Raw genomic sequence first — 16,359 nt, forward strand, 5'->3', positions numbered from 1 at the left:
ACCGACATCATTTGAGGTAGTCAATGAACATAGGCGCAGCGGCTACTGCTTCCGGTCTTGATATTAACAAAATGGTTAGTTCGATCGTTGAGGCAGAAAAGGTACCGAAAGAAGCGCGGATCAACCAGCAGCGCGACAACATTGATGTCAGTATCAGTGCTTACGGTAAGCTGAAAAGTTCGTTAGACGATATGAAGAATACAATGTCAGATCTTCGTCGCAACCATACCATGTCAACCCGTACGGCCTCCAGCGACAATAGTGATGTGCTGACGGCAAAAGCCTCCCATGAAGCGATCCCTGGTAAATACAATGTGAAGGTTGAGCAGCTTGCCCAGTCTCATAAAATTGTCTCAGGTACCTTCGATGAAGATGATAAAATGGGAGCGGGTCAGCTGGCTATTTCACTGGGTGCCAGCCAGTTTAATGTCGACATCGCTGAAGACGAAAGCAAAATTATCGATGTTGTTCGCCTTATTAACCGTCATCCGTCAAATACCGGAGTGATGGCTTCGGTCATTAAAGATGATGTCGGTGCTCGGTTGGTACTCTCTGCAGACAAAAGCGGTGAGCAGAACAATATCAAAGTGCGGGTCGATGCGCCTATCACCAGTACTTTGCAAAAGTTTGGCTTTAACCACAACAACGACATTAACTCAATGAGAGAGATGCAGGCTGCCGGTGATGCAAGAGTGGTAATCGATGGGCTAGCGGTCGTCACGAGTGATACCAATATCATTGAAGATGCCATTAAGGGCGTTGACCTTAACCTCGTTGCATTGAGTGACAGTACTGACGGTAAAGAAAACAAAGATGTATTAGTTGATGTTGCTTATGATCGCAACGCGGTCGGTGGTGCGGTTGAACAGTTTGTTAATACCTATAATCAGTTTTTTGATGTCTCTCGCGAACTCGGTAAGTTTAATCTGGAAACGCAGGAAAAAGGCCCGCTGGTAGGCGACAGTATTATTCGTACCGTTGATAACCAGCTTCGTACCGCGTTTTCCTCCCCGGTAGAAGGGGCTCCAGAGACGATCAAGACCTTGAGTGAACTGGGGGTGACCAGTACCATGGCCGGGCGGCTCGAGATTGATTACGATATACTGGATAAACAGCTTGAGCAGAACTTCGCCGATGTTGGTGAGTTTTTTGGTAGCCGGGACGGCTTTGCCCGTAGAATTGAAGACTTGATCCATGCCCATACCGGTATTACCGGTAGTATCAAGGGACGCCAGAATAGTTTAAACGAACAGGTGACGAGTCTGAATTCCGATCAAAGCAAACTAGATCGAAGAATGGAGAGTGTCCAGAAACGTACCCATGATCAGTTTACCGCGATGGACAAAGCGATGGGTCAAATGAAAGGCCAGCTCAACTCAATGATGAGCATGATGCCTCAATAGTTTTAAATGTGAGAGAATCGTGTATGCAACGTTTAAATCAACTAGACAATCAACTGGAAGCTATGCTGGCCGTTGAAGGAGAAGTCGATTCTGAGCAGTTGCAGCAGCTATTACAACAGCGCGACCAGCTTTTACAGCAATTAATGGCTCAGCCTGAACACTTGGACAAAGCAGAGTGGCAGGCCGCCGTCGAACGAACGTCATACTTACTTGCCCGGATCCGTCATCATCGGGATATATCGGCAAGTCAGCTTCAGCGACAGCAGCACGGGCAACGCTCGATGCAGGTTTATAATAAATTTCGGTAAGGTTAGAAAAATGGCAATGAGAGGATCTCTACAGGCTTATAAACGAGTCTCAGTGGATAGTCAGTTAACATCGGCATCGCCGCACCGTGTGATATCGATGCTGATGGCTGGTGCAGTTGAACGCTTGATCCAAGGCAAGGCTGCTATGGAGCAGGGCTCTATTGCCGTAAAGGGTGAGCGCCTTGGTAAGGCGTTGGATATTGTGATCAGCCTTCGTAGTTGTCTGTCGATGGAAGATGGGGCGGAGATTGCGTCAAACCTCGATGCACTCTATGACTATATGATCCATCAGATCTATAAGGCAAACCAGGATAACCTTGCAGAGCCGATTGATGATGTCATCGGTATGCTGCGCGAAATAAAATCTGCCTGGGACCAAATTCCGGGTGAATACCACAATATGACTCAGCTAGACGTATAATATCTTTTAGAGGGAATGCAACTCATTGGTTAGCAACTTTCTTCTTAGTGAAGTCAAAAAATAAGCATCAATGACTTGATTTGCACTTTCCTTTGTACTGGGGTCACAGCTTTTGGGTGTCCCTTGTTGCCTTCTCCTGTGCTTTTATTACAATAGTCGGAATAATTTTGGTTGCTGTTCCTCAGTAATAGCAAACTGAACCAATTTTGACCGGATTTGATAGTTGTTCAGTTTGGTATAAAAGCCACAGAATAGAAAATCCTATAAAGGCAGGCAATATCTCTCCTATGCAAGGTTTAGCTAAGACCCTCGTTATTGATGACGATCAGCAGCACCGTCATGACCTTAGTGTCATCCTTAATTTTGTTGGTGAGCAGCATGAAGCTGTATCAACAGACGAGGTGGAAAATTCGCTTTGGGAAAAGGATTGGGGTGCTTGTTTACTGGGTAAAATCAGTACTGGTAAATCACTGGGTAAGATCCTGGATTTTTTGCGTATCCATAACCATATCCCCGTTATTGCATTGTCTAACCATGCCAACGAGTTGGCAGGCTTGCCGAATTATGTTGGGGAGCTGGAGTTGCCACTGCATTACGGGCAACTATCGGATGCATTACGGCATTGCCAGGAGTTCCTTGGCAAGCGCGCGTTCCAGGTTCCGCAACTTGGGCGTAAGAATACGCTGTTTCGTAGTATGGTTGGTCGTAGTGAAACAATCAGCCAAGTTCGTTATTTAATCGAGCAGGTATCATCAACCGATGCCAGTGTCTTGATCCTCGGCGAATCAGGTACGGGCAAAGAAGTGGTTGCTCGTAACGTTCATTACCATTCTTCCCGTGGAAAGGGTACGTTTGTACCGGTTAACTGCGGGGCCATTCCTCCTGATCTACTCGAAAGTGAGCTCTTTGGCCATGAAAAAGGCGCGTTTACCGGCGCAATAGCTGCCCGTAAAGGCCGTTTTGAATTGGCAGATGGTGGCACATTATTCCTTGATGAGATTGGTGATATGCCAATGTCTATGCAGGTGAAGTTGCTGCGCGTTCTGCAGGAGCGATGCTTTGAGCGAGTGGGGGGCAATGGTACTATCAAGGTTAACGTCCGTATTATAGCCGCGACCCACCGTAACCTCGAAGAAATGATCCAGAATAATACCTTCCGTGAAGATCTTTACTACCGTCTGAATGTCTTTCCAATCGAGATGCCAGCACTGCGTGAGCGTATTGGTGATATTCCTCTCTTGCTTCAGGAACTGTTGGCAAGAATGGAAGCCGAGGGCGCGAAGCTTATCCATTTCACGCCACGGGCGATTACTTCCCTTATGGAGCATGATTGGCCGGGTAATGTGCGTGAGCTGGCAAATCTCGTAGAGCGCTTAATTATTCTGTATCCGGGTGAAATGGTGGATGTGAATCACCTCCCTATGAAGTACCGCTACAATGATTTGCCGGAATTTCAGCCAGAGGAGCATTTCCTGTCAACAGAAGATCAGGAACGTGCGGCCTTGGCCGATATGTTTGCCTCCAGCTATGTAGACCCTGAGGATGCGGCGGGCATGAATGATTTGCCGCCTGAAGGGGTCAACCTGAAAGAAATGCTGGCAGAGCTAGAAGTGGAAATGATCCGCCAGGCGCTAGAAGCTCAAACAGGAGTCGTCGCGCGCGCCGCTGATATGCTGGGAATGCGACGTACTACGCTGGTTGAAAAAATGCGTAAGTATGGTTTGAATAAAGAAGATCTGCGCTAGAACTCATCAAGTTATGGCGGTGTCACATTCTTGACGCCGTCAATTTTCTTTCCTTCCTAGTAACCTATTGATAATATGCTTTTTATTTTGGCATAAAAAGTGCTTATTTAACGTTTTATGCGTATTGAATCAGGTATCTCATGGGTGACAATGTTTCTCCGCTTGGCACGTTAGCACAACAGGTTAGCCGGTATCAGCAGGTGCTGGACGTGATGCCGTCAGGGGTGATATTTCTCGATTCGATGGGAGTCGTCTGTGAGGCTAACCCGGAAGCCCGCCGCCTGTTAGGCGATCCCCTTGAGGGGGAGCGTTGGTTTTCTGTTATCCAGCGGGCCTTCGCGCCACAGAAAGATGACGGTCATGAGGTGTCGCTGCGCAGTGGCCGCAAAGTTAAGCTGGCGATCTCTGCTTCGGATACCGGGCAGTTAATCTTTATTACTGATATGACGGAAACCCGCCTGCTGCAGTCACGCATTAGTGAAATGCAGCGCCTTTCCTCGCTAGGAAAGATGGTCGCCTCATTGGCGCATCAGGTTAGGACTCCGTTATCCAGTGCAATGTTATATGCCTCTAATTTATCGGCACCAAACCTTAATAGCCAAACCCGCCAGCGGTTTCAGACCAAATTAGTTGATCGCCTGCACGATCTGGAAAAGCAGGTTAATGATATGCTGCTCTTTGCCAAAGGCGGGGACAACAAGGTGGTGGAGCGGTTCAGCCTGGAAAGCTTGCTCAATGAGCTTGATAACATGGTTGAAGCCCAGGTTGTTACCAATCAGGTTGACTTCAGTATTGATTGTGCCGATGAAAGCCCTATGATCCTTGGCAATGCCAATGCCTTGGCCAGCGCATTGGGTAACTTGATCACTAATGCGATTCAGATGTCCGGCAAGCAGTGCAAGGTCGCACTGAACTGCCTGCAGCAAGATGATGTAATCTATCTATCTGTTATTGATAATGGACCGGGTATTGCCCCAGAGATGCAGGCCAAGATACTTGAACCCTTTTTTACTACCCGGCAGCAAGGGACCGGTCTTGGCTTGGCTGTCGTGCAAATGGTTGCCACTGCACATAAAGGGCGCTTGTTACTAGAATCCGAGCCAGGTAAAGGGGCATGTTTTACCTTGTCATTGCCACTGGCTGATAGTCAGGCGCCTTCGTTAGAGTCCGCCCAAACCGAGAATAACCCAGCAATTGGAGAGTTGCGATGAATCAAAGCCGAGTACTAGTCGTAGAAGATGATGAAGGGCTACGTGAAGCTCTGGTTGATACATTGGCGCTGGCCGGTTATCAGTGGCTTGAGGCAGAGAGTGCCGAACAGGCTTTGTTGCTATTGAAATCCGAGCAAGTTGATATTGTGGTTTCTGATGTACAAATGGCAGGTATGGACGGCTTGGGACTACTGCGGAGCATTAAGCAGCACTGGCCGAAGCTTCCCGTACTGCTGATGACAGCGTATGCCAATATTGAAGATGCGGTATCCGCGATGAAAGAAGGCGCTATTGATTATATGGCCAAGCCTTTTGCTCCGGAAGTACTGCTTAATATGGTAAGTCGCTATGCACCGGTTAAAAATGAATCGAGCCGGGCCATCGCGGCAGATGAAAAATCCCGAAAATTACTTGCGTTAGCTGAAAAAGTCGCAAAAACGGATGCCAGTGTTATGGTCCTGGGGCCAAGTGGCTCGGGGAAAGAAGTGATGTCTCGGTATATCCATGACCACTCCCACCGTAGTGAAGGACCATTTATTGCAATCAACTGTGCAGCGATTCCTGATAATATGCTGGAAGCCACGTTGTTTGGCTATGAGAAGGGTGCATTTACCGGTGCGATACAGGCTTGTCCGGGCAAATTTGAGCAGGCGCAGGGCGGAACGATTTTGCTGGATGAAATCAGCGAGATGGACTTGAACCTCCAGGTGAAGTTATTGCGTGTGTTGCAGGAGCGCGAAGTTGAGCGCCTGGGGAGCCGAAAAAGTATCAAACTTAATGTCCGGGTGCTGGCAACCAGCAACCGTGATCTGAAGCAGTATGTGGCTGAAGGGAACTTCCGTGAAGATTTATATTACCGCTTGAATGTTTTTCCATTAGTATGGCCGGCCCTGACGGAGCGAAAAGGCGATATTGCACCTTTGGCAACCTACCTGACTGAACGTCATTGTATGAAGCAGGGGCTGCCCGTGCCGACGATTAGTCAGTCGGCGCTATCGAAGTTACAGCAATACAGCTGGCCGGGTAATGTCCGTGAGCTGGACAATGTGATTCAGCGTGCACTGATCCTGGGTAACAGTATTTGTATTGAATGTGATCATATATTACTGGAAGGCCTGGACTGGCTTGATGCACAAAGTTTGCAGACCGCGGTAGAGTTAGCGGCGCCGGTTCCGACGATTGAGCCGGTTCAGGTTCCCCCTTCTCCCGACGGGCTTGGCAATGAGCTGCGGGAGCAGGAGTTTTCCATTATTCTCGACACGATCCGTGCCTGCGAAGGGCGTCGCAAAGATGTTGCCGAAAAATTGGGCATCAGTCCGCGGACATTGCGCTATAAGCTAGCTAAAATGCGTGATGCCGGAATTGAGATCCCAGTTTAGAGTAAAATTATTAATTTACTGGTCTTTTGAGTCATGCTGACGGTAAGCTTGCTCATTACGATAAATAAAAAAGTAACAAAGCAGTAAAAATCACAAATGAAGAAAAAACGTCCCCCGTTTTAAGGGGCGACAAATTTTTGACTGTGCGGGGTGGAACATGAAAGTCAACGGACTACAAGCAGAAATGCAGGCAATGAAACTGGAAGCCCAGAGTACGACTCGTCCGGCGACAAGCCAGCAAGTCAGTGCTGATTTTGGTGCAGTACTCAATGATGCTGTTAAATCAGTGAACAACCTTCAGTCAGAATCCAGCGAACTGGCAACACGTTTTGATCAGGGTGATCGCAGTGTATCGCTATCTGATGTCATGATTGCCCGTAACAAATCCAGTGTGGCGTTTGAGGCGACCGTCCAGGTTCGTAACAAGCTGGTGGATGCGTATAAACAACTAATGAACATGCCAGTCTAATTCAGGAAATAGTTAGTGTCGGAAACATCTTCAAACAACGAATTAGCCGTTGCAGGTAATGCTCCGGCTCCGGTCGTTACAGATAATGACCTGGAGTTGCAAAATCCTGATACAGAAGAACAAAGTGCGACTCGTGTTGACAGCATGCTGGGTAACCTTGATTTACTTCGTCAGGTTATCCTGGTGCTGTCGGTTGCGATCTGTGTGGCGTTAATTGTTCTAGTGGTCGCCTGGATTAAAGAGCCGGAAATGCGACCTCTTGGCACCTTTCAGACTGAAGAGCTGATCCCAATATTGGATCATTTCGACCAGAAAAAAATAGAGTACAGCCTCGACGGTAATACGATCCGTGTTCCTGCAGATTCTTTCTCATCGATAAAACTTGAAATGACTCGCGCGGGCTTGAACAGCAATGCTGCAGAAGGGGACGAGATCCTACTGCAGGATATGGGGTTTGGGGTTTCCCAGCGCCTAGAGCGCGAGCGGCTAAAATTAAGCCGGGAACGCCAGTTGGCCCGGGCTATAGAGCAAATTCGTCAGGTGCGAAAGGCTCAGGTGTTGCTGGCAATGCCAAAGCAGAGTGTGTTTGTACGTCATAATCAGGATGCATCGGCGACCGTGTTTTTGACCTTGGGCACCAATGGCTCGCTTGGTCAGCAGGAAGTAGACTCGATTGTTGATATGGTGGCAACAGCTGTGCCGGGGCTAAGGCCTACACGAGTAACCGTAACCGATCAGCATGGCCGCTTGCTAAGCTCGGGGACGGAAGATCCGAGTGCAACAGCACAGCGTAAAGAATACGAGCTAGAGCGCAAGCAAGAGCAAGCTTTGCGCGAGAAAATCGATGCGATCCTGATCCCTGTTCTCGGCCTGGGTAATTATACCTCCCAGGTTGATGTATCGATGGATTTCAGTGCAATCGAAGAGACTCGCAAGAAATATGATCCAGCGACGCCATCAACCCGAAGTGAGTATACGCTGGAAGATTATAATAACGGCAATGTTGTTGCCGGTATTCCGGGCGCACTGAGTAATCAACCTCCAGCTGATGCCTCGATCCCGCAAGATATTGTCGAGATGCAATCGGGCAAAGGCTCCAATAACGGTTCCGTCCATAAGGAGGCAACTCGAAACTTTGAGCTTGATACCACCATCAGACATAAGCGTGCGCAAACCGGCATTGTTAGCCGCCAGACCGTTTCTGTGGCCATTGACTACAAGCAAGTTACCAACCCGGAGACCGGCGAAATTATCCGTGTGCCTGTTAGTGAAGCTGAACTGGCCAAGATCAGCCGTTTGCTAAAAGGCGGGGTCGGGTTTTCTGACTTTCGTGGCGACTTGTTGGAAGTCATTTCCGTACCGTTTGCCTTGCCTGAAGAGCAGCTGGTTCCAGACTTGCCTATTTGGGAGCACCCTAACTTCAATACCTGGATTCGCTGGCTGGCTGCCGCGCTGGTAATTATTGTCGTAGTGGTCGTGCTGGTGCGTCCTGCGATGCGTAAATTGCTGTATCCAAACCAGGCTTCGGATGGTACGCCGTTGGATGAAAACGGACTGCCGATACTATCTGCTGGCGAAGACGGTATCGATTTGATTGGAGCTGAGCTTGATGGTGCTGAATCACTGGAGCTTAGCAGCAGTAGTTTGGATTTACCGAACCTGCATAAAGATGAAGATTTGCTGAAAGCAGTAAGAGCGCTGGTCGCCAATGAACCGGATCTGGCTGCGCAAGTAGTGAAAAATTGGGTAACTGAAGATGGCTAATGAAGTCGCAACAACAGAAGATAAAAAGTTTGATGTCTCGACTTTAACCGGGGCCGATAAAGCTGCGATCTTATTGCTCAGCCTCAGTGAGCAGGATGCCGCAAGTATTATTCGCCATTTGGAGCCGAAACAGGTTCAGCGCGTCGGTGGGGTGATGGCCTCAATGGCCGACCTGAGCCAGGACAAGGTTTCAGCCGTTCACCGCCATTTCTTGGAAGATATCCAGAAATATACCAGTATCGGTATGGGTAGCGAAGACTTCGTCCGTAATACCCTGATCGCGGCCCTCGGTGAAGATAAGGCCAACAACCTTGTTGATCAGATTTTGATGGGCAGTGGCTCGCGTGGTTTGGATTCGTTGAAATGGATGGATCCGCGCCAGGTGGCGAGCATTATTCTTAACGAACACCCACAGATTCAGACGATTGTCCTGTCTTACTTGGAACCGGAGCAATCTGCAGAGATCCTGGCACAGTTCCCGGAACGAGTACGCTTGGATTTGATGATGCGTATTGCCAACCTTGAAGAAGTACAGCCTGCAGCATTGCACGAGCTGAACGACATCATGGAGAAACAGTTTGCTGGTCAGGCTGGTGCTCAGGCAGCGAAAATTGGCGGCCTGAAAGCTGCCGCCGAGATCATGAACTATCTCGACAATAACGTCGAAGGTTTGTTGATGGATCAGATCCGTGAGACTGACGAAGACATGGCGACCCAGATTGATGATTTGATGTTTGTCTTCGATAATCTGGCCGAGGTGGACGATCGCGGTATCCAGACCTTGCTGCGTGATGTTCCTCAGGATCTACTCCAGCAGGCACTTAAAGGTGCCGATGATATGCTACGCGATAAGATTCTTCGCAATATGTCGAAGCGTGCGGCCGAGATGCTCCAGGACGACCTGGAGGCAATGGGACCAATCCGCGTTTCCGATGTGGAAGCTGCGCAGAAAGAGATCCTGTCGATTGCTCGTCGCCTGTCCGATGCCGGTGAGCTGATGCTAACAGGAGGCGGTGCCGATGAATTCTTGTAACCTTTATGCTGCCAACAAAGATTGCAATACGATAAGGGCTTGTTATGAGCACTGAACGTCGTCGTGGCTTTCTGCGCGTATCAGAACACCAGGCTCAGGAACTCGAGCGCTGGGCCTACCCGGACTACGCTGATGAACAAGTTGTACCGTTAGATAATGCGATTAGCTATGATCCGCAATGGCAGCCTGAACTGCTTGAGGAAGAGGAAGAGCAGGGGCCGCCGCCGTTAACGGCGGCTGATCTTGAGGATATCCGTCATTCAGCCTACGAAGAAGGGCTGGCAGAAGGTCGGGCTGCCGGGCATGCCGAAGGGGTAGAGGCTGGCAAGGCCGAAGGACTGGAAGTAGGACAGCTGGAAGGGCTGGAACAAGGTTTACAGCAAGGGCTGGAACAAGGTCAGGCACAAATCAGTGAACATGTCGGGCATCTGACTCAGCTAATTGAAAAGCTGGCAGCGCCGTTGGAGCAAATTGATAGTGAGGTTGAAAGCCAGGTTGTAAACATGGTGACCAGCCTTACCCGAGAATTGATCCGAGTTGAAGTTCAGACTAACTCGCAGGTTATTTTAAATACGATTCGTGAAGTTATCGGTGCGCTACCTATTGCCGGACGGCAGACCCAGCTTAGCTTGCATCCTGATGATCTGGCTTTGGTCAAACAAGCCTATGGCGAAGATAATTTGGCTGAGCGCGACTGGAAACTACAAGCAGAGCCGGCTCTGAATCGAGGCGATCTGCAGGTGCATTCTGGTGATTCCAGTGTTGATTATTATATTGAAGATCGTATTCGTCACTTATTGAAACAATTCAACGGGGCAAATAGCCAGCAGAACAACGGAGGCCAGTAATGACCGCACCGTTGGCTGAACGCCTTTCCCGCTATCAAACGAATAGCACGGCCTGTCGTCCGGTAGCGTCGGGTCGACTTGTTCGAGTCGTCGGCCTGACGCTCGAAGCCATTGGCTGCCGGGCACCGCTTGGCAGCTTGTGCCGAGTAGAAACCCTCAACGGCGATATGGAAGCCGAGGTGGTTGGCTTCTCCGGTGACACCCTTTTCCTGATGCCCAGTGAGCAGCTCACCGGTATTATGCCTGGTGCCAAGGTTACCCCTGTATTGCAAAATAGCGGATTGCCGGTAGGACCAGAGCTACTTGGCCGGGTTATTGACGGTGTGGGCAACCCGCTAGACGGCCTTGGCGATATTTACACGGCAAACCGTGCATCCTTCAACGCCGAACCGATTAACCCACTGGCCCGTAAGCCAATCAAAGAACCGCTGGATGTCGGCTTGAAGGCGATTAACGGTTTGTTGACCGTGGGGAAAGGCCAGCGTATCGGCCTTTTCGCCGGCTCCGGTGTCGGTAAATCGGTGACTCTGGGGATGATGACGAGGGGAACCACCGCTCAGGTTGTCGTTGTCGGCCTTATCGGTGAACGGGGCCGGGAAGTGAAAGAATTTATTGACGAGATCCTCGGGGCTGAAGGACGCCAGCGAGCTGTCGTTGTTGCGGCACCGGCAGATGCCTCGCCTTTAATGCGCCTTAAAGGTTGTCAGACTGCACTCACGATTGCCGAGTATTTTCGGGATCAGGGCTTAGATGTTCTGTTGCTGATGGATTCGCTCACTCGTTTTGCCCAGGCACAACGAGAAATCGCCTTGTCCGTCGGCGAGCCTCCGGCAACCAAAGGCTATCCGCCATCGGTATTTGCCAAGCTGCCGGCATTGGTTGAACGTGCCGGTAACGGCGGAGAACATCAGGGATCAATCACCGCCTTCTTTACCGTGCTAACCGAAGGTGATGATTTGCAAGACCCAATTGCTGATGCCTCGCGGGCCATTTTGGACGGCCATATTGTCCTGTCACGGGAAATGGCCGACGCAGGCCATTATCCGGCAATTGATGTTGAGCGTTCTGTCAGCCGAGTCATGCCAGCCATTGTCAGTGAAGAACATATGCTGATGTCTAAGGCTGTACGTCAAATCTTATCGATATGCCGTAAGAATCAAGATTTGGTTTCAATCGGTGCCTATAAGCCAGGAACCGATCAAAGTATCGATCAGGCTTTTACCTTTAAGCCAAAACTTGATGCCTATTTGCAGCAGACCATGAAAGAGTCAGTCCCTTACGATATGTGTGTGAACATGCTGCGCTCCACACTGGGTGGCTAACTGATCTGCATGATCAGGTTAAACGGGAGCAATGATGGCAGACAATGCACTAGAGCTGATTCTGGAAATAACCAAAGATGACGAGCATAAGGCCTCGCTTGCGCTTAGCAATGCCCGTATTGAGCGGGAAAACTATTATGAACAGCTCAAGCAGATTGAACAATACCGACTCGATTACTGCAAACAGCTTTCAGCCCGTGGTCAGCAAGGGCTAAGTGCCAGCTCGTACGGGCATTTGCAAAAGTTTCTCTGTCAGCTGGATGAAACCTTGGTGAAACAGAAAGAAGCCGGTATGCAGTTTGAGGAGCAGGTCGAACAATGTAGCGAGCACTGGAACGAGGTGCGAAAAAAGCGCCGTTCTATTGAGTGGCTGTTGGAGAAAAAACAGAACGAGCAACAGCAGCTACGTGATAAACAAGAGCAGAAGATGATGGATGAGTTTGCAACTTTGCAGTTTGCCCGCAAAACACGTCATTAGGCTGTTTCGCATTTTAATAAGCGCACTCTCAAGTGGCTCGTTTTTTGCATGTAACAGTCTCATTACTATTCAAATCTGAAGAGCCGCTATGTTTTCATCTCGCTTATTGACAGCAGATATCCCACCGTCTTCCCAAGCCAAAGCTGAGAGCGCCAAAGCCAGTCCGGCGATGCTTGGAAAGGAGAGTGCTGCTTCACATGAAGAAGGGCATTTTGCCAAAGAGCTTCAAGCTGTCGCTGGTGATGAAAAAAAATTAAAGGCCGATCAACAAGTCGCTACTGAAGCGCATGCTAAATCCGAGGTTTCGACGACCTCGGCGGAAGATACTGAATCAAAGTTGCAGCTGACGGATGCAGCTTCATCTCAATCCGCTGGTAATAAGGGCGCTGTTGTCAACTCTGGTGAGCAGGAAGCAGGCAACCTGCGGGTGAACCAAGATGAAATTGGTGCTGAAGTTAACGCCAGTCAAACAACAGATCGACAAAACGGACAAATCTCAGCCAGCCAGAAGCTTGATGTTAGCGCCGAGCTTGATTCGGCGTCAAAGCAGCAGATAATGGACGACGGTGAAGCATTACTCAATCGCCTGTCTGAATCGAGTAAGCAGTTGTCGGCGACTCAAGCTGCGGCTGCCGATATGCCGGAAGCAGGCAAAACATTGCCGCTGGCAGCACAGGTTGATGGTGAGGTTGCCGTTGATGCTGTGAATACTCAAGGTAAGGCTCAGTCAGGAGCTGGCGTTCATCAAGGGCACAGCCCTGACAATATAGTCGAAACTGACAGCATGGCGCAGAAGAAAGCGTCCGTTGCGGGTATAAGTCAAGAAGAACTGGCCAAGGTTTTTGCCGTATCGGGTCTCAAAACGGTAGAAGGCCAAGCGACTGATCAAGTCAGCTCCGACGTCTCAGAACAGGGAGAGATGGACTCTGATAGAGACGCCGATGTGACGGGTGAAGGGGCGATGACGGCGCTTGGCTTGGGAGTTGCTGTGCCGGCAGCAGGGACCGAGGTTAAAAGTGTCCAGCCGACACCTCAAACGTCGGCTGATCTGCTACAATCGGCAAATCCAAGAACCGCGGAGTTGACGAAGGAACAACAAGCTTCTCCCGAACTGTTGGATAGCAAGAACAAAGCAAGCAATGCGCTAACATCGAATGCTGCAGCTACCGCCGCGACATTCACCGCCGCGAATAGTCAGCCTTTGCTTTCTTCTGAGGCAGAGCAGGGGACGGCTCTGAATTTTGGCAATCCGGCCCTGATGTCTGCGACTACCGGATCGTCTGAAGCCCAACTTAGTGGTGCAGCAGGCGCTGCCGCAGGGGTTGCAGCTGGCGCATTGGTAACAGCGATGGAGCTTGGCGCGAATGAGAGTGGTAGCGATGGCAAGTCAGCCGAGCTGACACATTCGCTGGCAGGTCCGACGACACTGCAGGGGCAAGCTAACGCTCAGGCACGGGCAGAAGCCGCGCTGGCACAAAGCCCGTTGCAGCTGAGTAAAGAACAGGCTGGCGATGAACTTGCCGAGCGTGTGCAGGTGATGATGTCGAAAAACCTTAAGCATGTCGATATCCGTCTGGATCCGCCTGAGTTGGGCAAGTTGCAAATTAAATTATCGCTGAACCAAGACCAGGCGTCGGTTCAGTTTACTGTGGGTAATCAGCAAACACGTGATCTGGTTGAGCAGGCAATGCCGCGGCTAAGGGAGCTTCTGAATCAGCAAGGTCTACAGCTCGCCCAAACCTCGGTGCAGCAAGATAGCTCAAGACAGCAGTTTGCCGGACAGCAGAACCAGCAACAAAATCAGACAAACGCTGGCCAGCAAAATAATAGCGGTGGTCAGCCGGGCAATGGTGACTCTCGTCATCAGCAAGCGGAGTCGGGAGGCTCTGAGCCCGTCGATATGTACGTGAGTCAGCCATCTGACCGCGTTGATTATTATGCATAATAACAATAACCACCAAACAATGACCTCCAAGTGACGGTCGATCATGAGAAAGGATTATAGGCACTATGGCTGAAGGCGAAGAAAATTCCGGCGGAAAGAAAAAACTAATAATCATTATTGCAGTGGTTGTACTGCTGCTCGGTGGTGGTGCCGGCGCGTGGTTTTTCTTTATGGGTGATGACGCCCCGGAAGCCGAAGTTGCCGAAGCCGCTTCCCAGGCACTGCCGACGACGGTCGAACCGGCATACTATGTGATCCTGCCACAACCGTTTATCTTTAATGTAACGGGTGACAAACGAGATCGTCTCGTACAGGTGAAAGTGCAGTTGATGGTGCGTGGTGACAGTAATGAATCAACGGCCAGTCAACATATTCCGCTGATTGAAAGTACGTTGCTACAGTCTTTCGGTGCAGCAACAGTAGAACAGCTTCGAACCCCTAATGGTCGAGCGGATCTGCGTCAGCAGGCCTTATCTTCAGTCCAGAATGCCATGGTAAAGGTCTCCGGCGGCCAGGTTGTCGAGCGAGTACTCTTTACTGGTTTTGTAATGCAATAGGTTTAATGTGAGTGACTTACTAACTCAGGACGAAATTGATGCCCTCTTACACGGTGTCGATGACGTGGAAGATGATGAGGATAGCGGGAAGGATGACGGTGCCGGTGTCCACTCGTTTGATTTTTCATCACAAGACCGGATCGTACGTGGGCGAATGCCCACGCTGGAATTGATCAATGAACGCTTTGCGCGCCATATGCGGATCAGCTTGTTTAACATGCTGCGAAAAACTGCGGAGGTGTCGATTAACGGTGTTCAGATGATCAAGTTCGGGGAGTACCAAAATACGTTGTATGTACCGACCAGTCTGAATATGGTGCGTTTTCGTCCTTTGAAAGGGACGGCTCTGATCACCATGGAGGCCCGGTTGGTTTTCATTCTGGTAGAAAATTTCTTTGGTGGTGACGGGCGTTTCCACGCCAAGATTGAAGGACGTGAGTTTACCCCTACCGAGCGTCGGATTGTTCAGATGCTGCTGAAGCTGGTGTTTGAAGATTATCGTGAGGCATGGTCACCGGTAATGGGTGTTGAGTTCGAATACTTGGACTCGGAAGTTAACCCGACTATGGCCAATATTGTTAGCCCGACGGAAGTTATCATTGTCAGCTCCTTCCATATCGAAGTGGATGGCGGGGGGGGCGACTTCCATGTCGTGATGCCGTACTCGATGGTTGAACCCATCCGCGAGCTGCTGGATGCCGGTGTTCAGAGTGACAAGATGGACACCGATGTGCGCTGGAGCAAAGCGCTGCGAGACGAGATCATGGATGTGCCGGTTAACATCCGTGCCAAGCTCATGGATGTCGATCTTTCACTGCGTGACTTGATGGAGCTTCGGCCGGGAGATGTAATCCCGATTGATATGCCAGAAGCGGCGACGGTATTTGTTGAAGACTTGCCATCCTACCGCGCCAAAATGGGTAAATCTGGCGATAATATAGCCCTTAAAGTCACTGAAAAACTCAAGCGGCCGGATATGGTGAAGACTGATTTGGCCTTTCTAGACCGTGATGAATTAGGTTCTGCGCTGCTTAATATCAACAGCGAAAATCCAGACGATTAATAACAGGTGTAAGTTATGTCTCAAAATGATCAACAAATTGCCGATGATTGGGCTGCTGCACTTGCAGAACAAGCGATTGACGATATTGCTCAGCCAGCGCCGTTGGAAGAGTTGACGGATGATAGTAAACCGATCAGCGACGACGAGCGTCGTAAGCTTGATTCGATTATGGATATCCCCGTCACGATTTCGATGGAAGTTGGGCGAACTCAAATTAGTATCCGTAACTTGTTGCAGCTAAACCAGGGTTCAGTTGTTGAACTCGATCGTGTTGCTGGTGAGTCATTGGATGTGATGGTCAATGGTACACTGATTGCTCATGGAGAAGTGGTTGTGGTCAATGATAAGTTCGGTATTCGTCTGACAGATGTGATCAGCCAGACTGAACGCATCAAGAAGCTGCGCTAGGGTTG

Annotated in this window: 16 protein-coding genes; all 16 read left to right on the forward strand. The window is 49.9% G+C overall.

Annotated elements, in window-relative coordinates; translation table 11 throughout:
* Positions 1–23: 23 nt before the first annotated feature.
* The 16 genes from fliD to fliN all read left to right on the forward strand — a co-directional run bounded on the left by fliD (position 24) and on the right by fliN (position 16,354).
* Positions 24–1,403 carry a flagellar filament capping protein FliD gene (fliD, locus tag EDI28_RS00350; protein WP_128781863.1) on the forward strand — a complete coding sequence of 460 codons (1,380 nt, stop codon included), beginning with the start codon at positions 24–26 and terminating at the stop codon, positions 1,401–1,403.
* 23 nt (positions 1,404–1,426) lie between these two features.
* Positions 1,427–1,711, forward strand: coding sequence for a flagellar rod protein FlaI (locus EDI28_RS00355; RefSeq protein WP_128781864.1), 285 nt, complete (start codon positions 1,427–1,429; stop codon positions 1,709–1,711).
* A gap of 16 nt (positions 1,712–1,727) precedes the next feature.
* Positions 1,728–2,132, forward strand: coding sequence for a flagellar export chaperone FliS (gene fliS / locus EDI28_RS00360; RefSeq protein ID WP_128782930.1), 405 nt, complete (start codon positions 1,728–1,730; stop codon positions 2,130–2,132).
* A 287-nt stretch (positions 2,133–2,419) separates the two neighbouring features.
* On the forward strand, positions 2,420–3,877 hold the full coding sequence (locus EDI28_RS00365; RefSeq protein ID WP_128781865.1) for a sigma-54 dependent transcriptional regulator: 1,458 nt from the start codon (positions 2,420–2,422) through the stop codon (positions 3,875–3,877).
* 140 nt (positions 3,878–4,017) lie between these two features.
* Positions 4,018–5,088, forward strand: coding sequence for a sensor histidine kinase (locus tag EDI28_RS00370; RefSeq protein WP_128781866.1), 1,071 nt, complete (start codon positions 4,018–4,020; stop codon positions 5,086–5,088).
* Positions 5,085–6,467, forward strand: coding sequence for a sigma-54-dependent transcriptional regulator (locus EDI28_RS00375; RefSeq protein ID WP_128781867.1), 1,383 nt, complete (start codon positions 5,085–5,087; stop codon positions 6,465–6,467). Before EDI28_RS00370 ends, EDI28_RS00375 begins: the two co-directional genes overlap by 4 nt.
* Positions 6,468–6,624: 157 nt before the next feature.
* Complete coding sequence (gene fliE / locus EDI28_RS00380) at positions 6,625–6,936, forward strand: flagellar hook-basal body complex protein FliE (RefSeq protein ID WP_128781868.1); 312 nt, start codon at positions 6,625–6,627, stop codon at positions 6,934–6,936.
* A gap of 15 nt (positions 6,937–6,951) precedes the next feature.
* Positions 6,952–8,700, forward strand: a complete 1,749-nt coding sequence (gene fliF / locus EDI28_RS00385) for a flagellar basal-body MS-ring/collar protein FliF (RefSeq protein ID WP_128781869.1) — start codon at positions 6,952–6,954, stop codon at positions 8,698–8,700.
* Complete coding sequence (fliG, locus tag EDI28_RS00390; RefSeq protein WP_128781870.1) at positions 8,693–9,733, forward strand: flagellar motor switch protein FliG; 1,041 nt, start codon at positions 8,693–8,695, stop codon at positions 9,731–9,733. The genes fliF and fliG overlap by 8 nt, the downstream gene beginning before the upstream one ends.
* A 44-nt stretch (positions 9,734–9,777) precedes the next feature.
* Positions 9,778–10,581, forward strand: coding sequence for a flagellar assembly protein FliH (fliH, locus tag EDI28_RS00395; protein ID WP_128781871.1), 804 nt, complete (start codon positions 9,778–9,780; stop codon positions 10,579–10,581).
* Positions 10,581–11,903, forward strand: coding sequence for a flagellar protein export ATPase FliI (gene fliI / locus EDI28_RS00400; protein ID WP_128781872.1), 1,323 nt, complete (start codon positions 10,581–10,583; stop codon positions 11,901–11,903). Before fliH ends, fliI begins: the two co-directional genes overlap by 1 nt.
* A gap of 34 nt (positions 11,904–11,937) precedes the next feature.
* Complete coding sequence (gene fliJ, locus EDI28_RS00405; RefSeq protein WP_128781873.1) at positions 11,938–12,381, forward strand: flagellar export protein FliJ; 444 nt, start codon at positions 11,938–11,940, stop codon at positions 12,379–12,381.
* Positions 12,382–12,469: 88 nt separating this feature from the next.
* Positions 12,470–14,326: a flagellar hook-length control protein FliK gene (locus tag EDI28_RS00410; protein ID WP_128781874.1), complete on the forward strand. Its 1,857-nt coding sequence runs from the start codon at positions 12,470–12,472 to the stop codon at positions 14,324–14,326.
* 65 nt (positions 14,327–14,391) lie between these two features.
* Complete coding sequence (gene fliL, locus EDI28_RS00415; RefSeq protein WP_128781875.1) at positions 14,392–14,883, forward strand: flagellar basal body-associated protein FliL; 492 nt, start codon at positions 14,392–14,394, stop codon at positions 14,881–14,883.
* A 7-nt stretch (positions 14,884–14,890) separates the two neighbouring features.
* On the forward strand, positions 14,891–15,946 hold the full coding sequence (gene fliM, locus EDI28_RS00420) for a flagellar motor switch protein FliM (protein ID WP_128781876.1): 1,056 nt from the start codon (positions 14,891–14,893) through the stop codon (positions 15,944–15,946).
* Positions 15,947–15,961: 15 nt separating this feature from the next.
* A complete protein-coding gene (gene fliN, locus EDI28_RS00425; protein ID WP_128781877.1) occupies positions 15,962–16,354 on the forward strand; it encodes a flagellar motor switch protein FliN in 393 nt (130 codons plus the stop codon).
* The last annotated feature ends 5 nt before the right edge of the window (positions 16,355–16,359 follow it).

It is taken from the genome of Photobacterium chitinilyticum (genome assembly GCF_004104355.1).
Taxonomy (GTDB): domain Bacteria; phylum Pseudomonadota; class Gammaproteobacteria; order Enterobacterales; family Vibrionaceae; genus Photobacterium; species Photobacterium chitinilyticum.

Excerpts from the sequence above, each read along its gene's own strand:
- fliG (WP_128781870.1), top strand. The coding sequence starts at position 8,693 with ATGGCTAATGAAGTCGCAACAACAGAAGATAAAAAGTTTGATGTCTCG.
- fliJ (WP_128781873.1), top strand. The coding sequence starts at position 11,938 with ATGGCAGACAATGCACTAGAGCTGATTCTGGAAATAACCAAAGATGAC.
- fliD (WP_128781863.1), top strand. The coding sequence starts at position 24 with ATGAACATAGGCGCAGCGGCTACTGCTTCCGGTCTTGATATTAACAAA.
- fliI (WP_128781872.1), top strand. The coding sequence starts at position 10,581 with ATGACCGCACCGTTGGCTGAACGCCTTTCCCGCTATCAAACGAATAGC.
- EDI28_RS00375 (WP_128781867.1), top strand. The coding sequence starts at position 5,085 with ATGAATCAAAGCCGAGTACTAGTCGTAGAAGATGATGAAGGGCTACGT.
- fliH (WP_128781871.1), top strand. The coding sequence starts at position 9,778 with ATGAGCACTGAACGTCGTCGTGGCTTTCTGCGCGTATCAGAACACCAG.
- fliS (WP_128782930.1), top strand. The coding sequence starts at position 1,728 with ATGAGAGGATCTCTACAGGCTTATAAACGAGTCTCAGTGGATAGTCAG.
- EDI28_RS00355 (WP_128781864.1), top strand. The coding sequence starts at position 1,427 with ATGCAACGTTTAAATCAACTAGACAATCAACTGGAAGCTATGCTGGCC.
- EDI28_RS00370 (WP_128781866.1), top strand. The coding sequence starts at position 4,018 with ATGGGTGACAATGTTTCTCCGCTTGGCACGTTAGCACAACAGGTTAGC.
- fliN (WP_128781877.1), top strand. The coding sequence starts at position 15,962 with ATGTCTCAAAATGATCAACAAATTGCCGATGATTGGGCTGCTGCACTT.
- EDI28_RS00365 (WP_128781865.1), top strand. The coding sequence starts at position 2,420 with ATGCAAGGTTTAGCTAAGACCCTCGTTATTGATGACGATCAGCAGCAC.
- fliE (WP_128781868.1), top strand. The coding sequence starts at position 6,625 with ATGAAAGTCAACGGACTACAAGCAGAAATGCAGGCAATGAAACTGGAA.
- fliL (WP_128781875.1), top strand. The coding sequence starts at position 14,392 with ATGGCTGAAGGCGAAGAAAATTCCGGCGGAAAGAAAAAACTAATAATC.
- EDI28_RS00410 (WP_128781874.1), top strand. The coding sequence starts at position 12,470 with ATGTTTTCATCTCGCTTATTGACAGCAGATATCCCACCGTCTTCCCAA.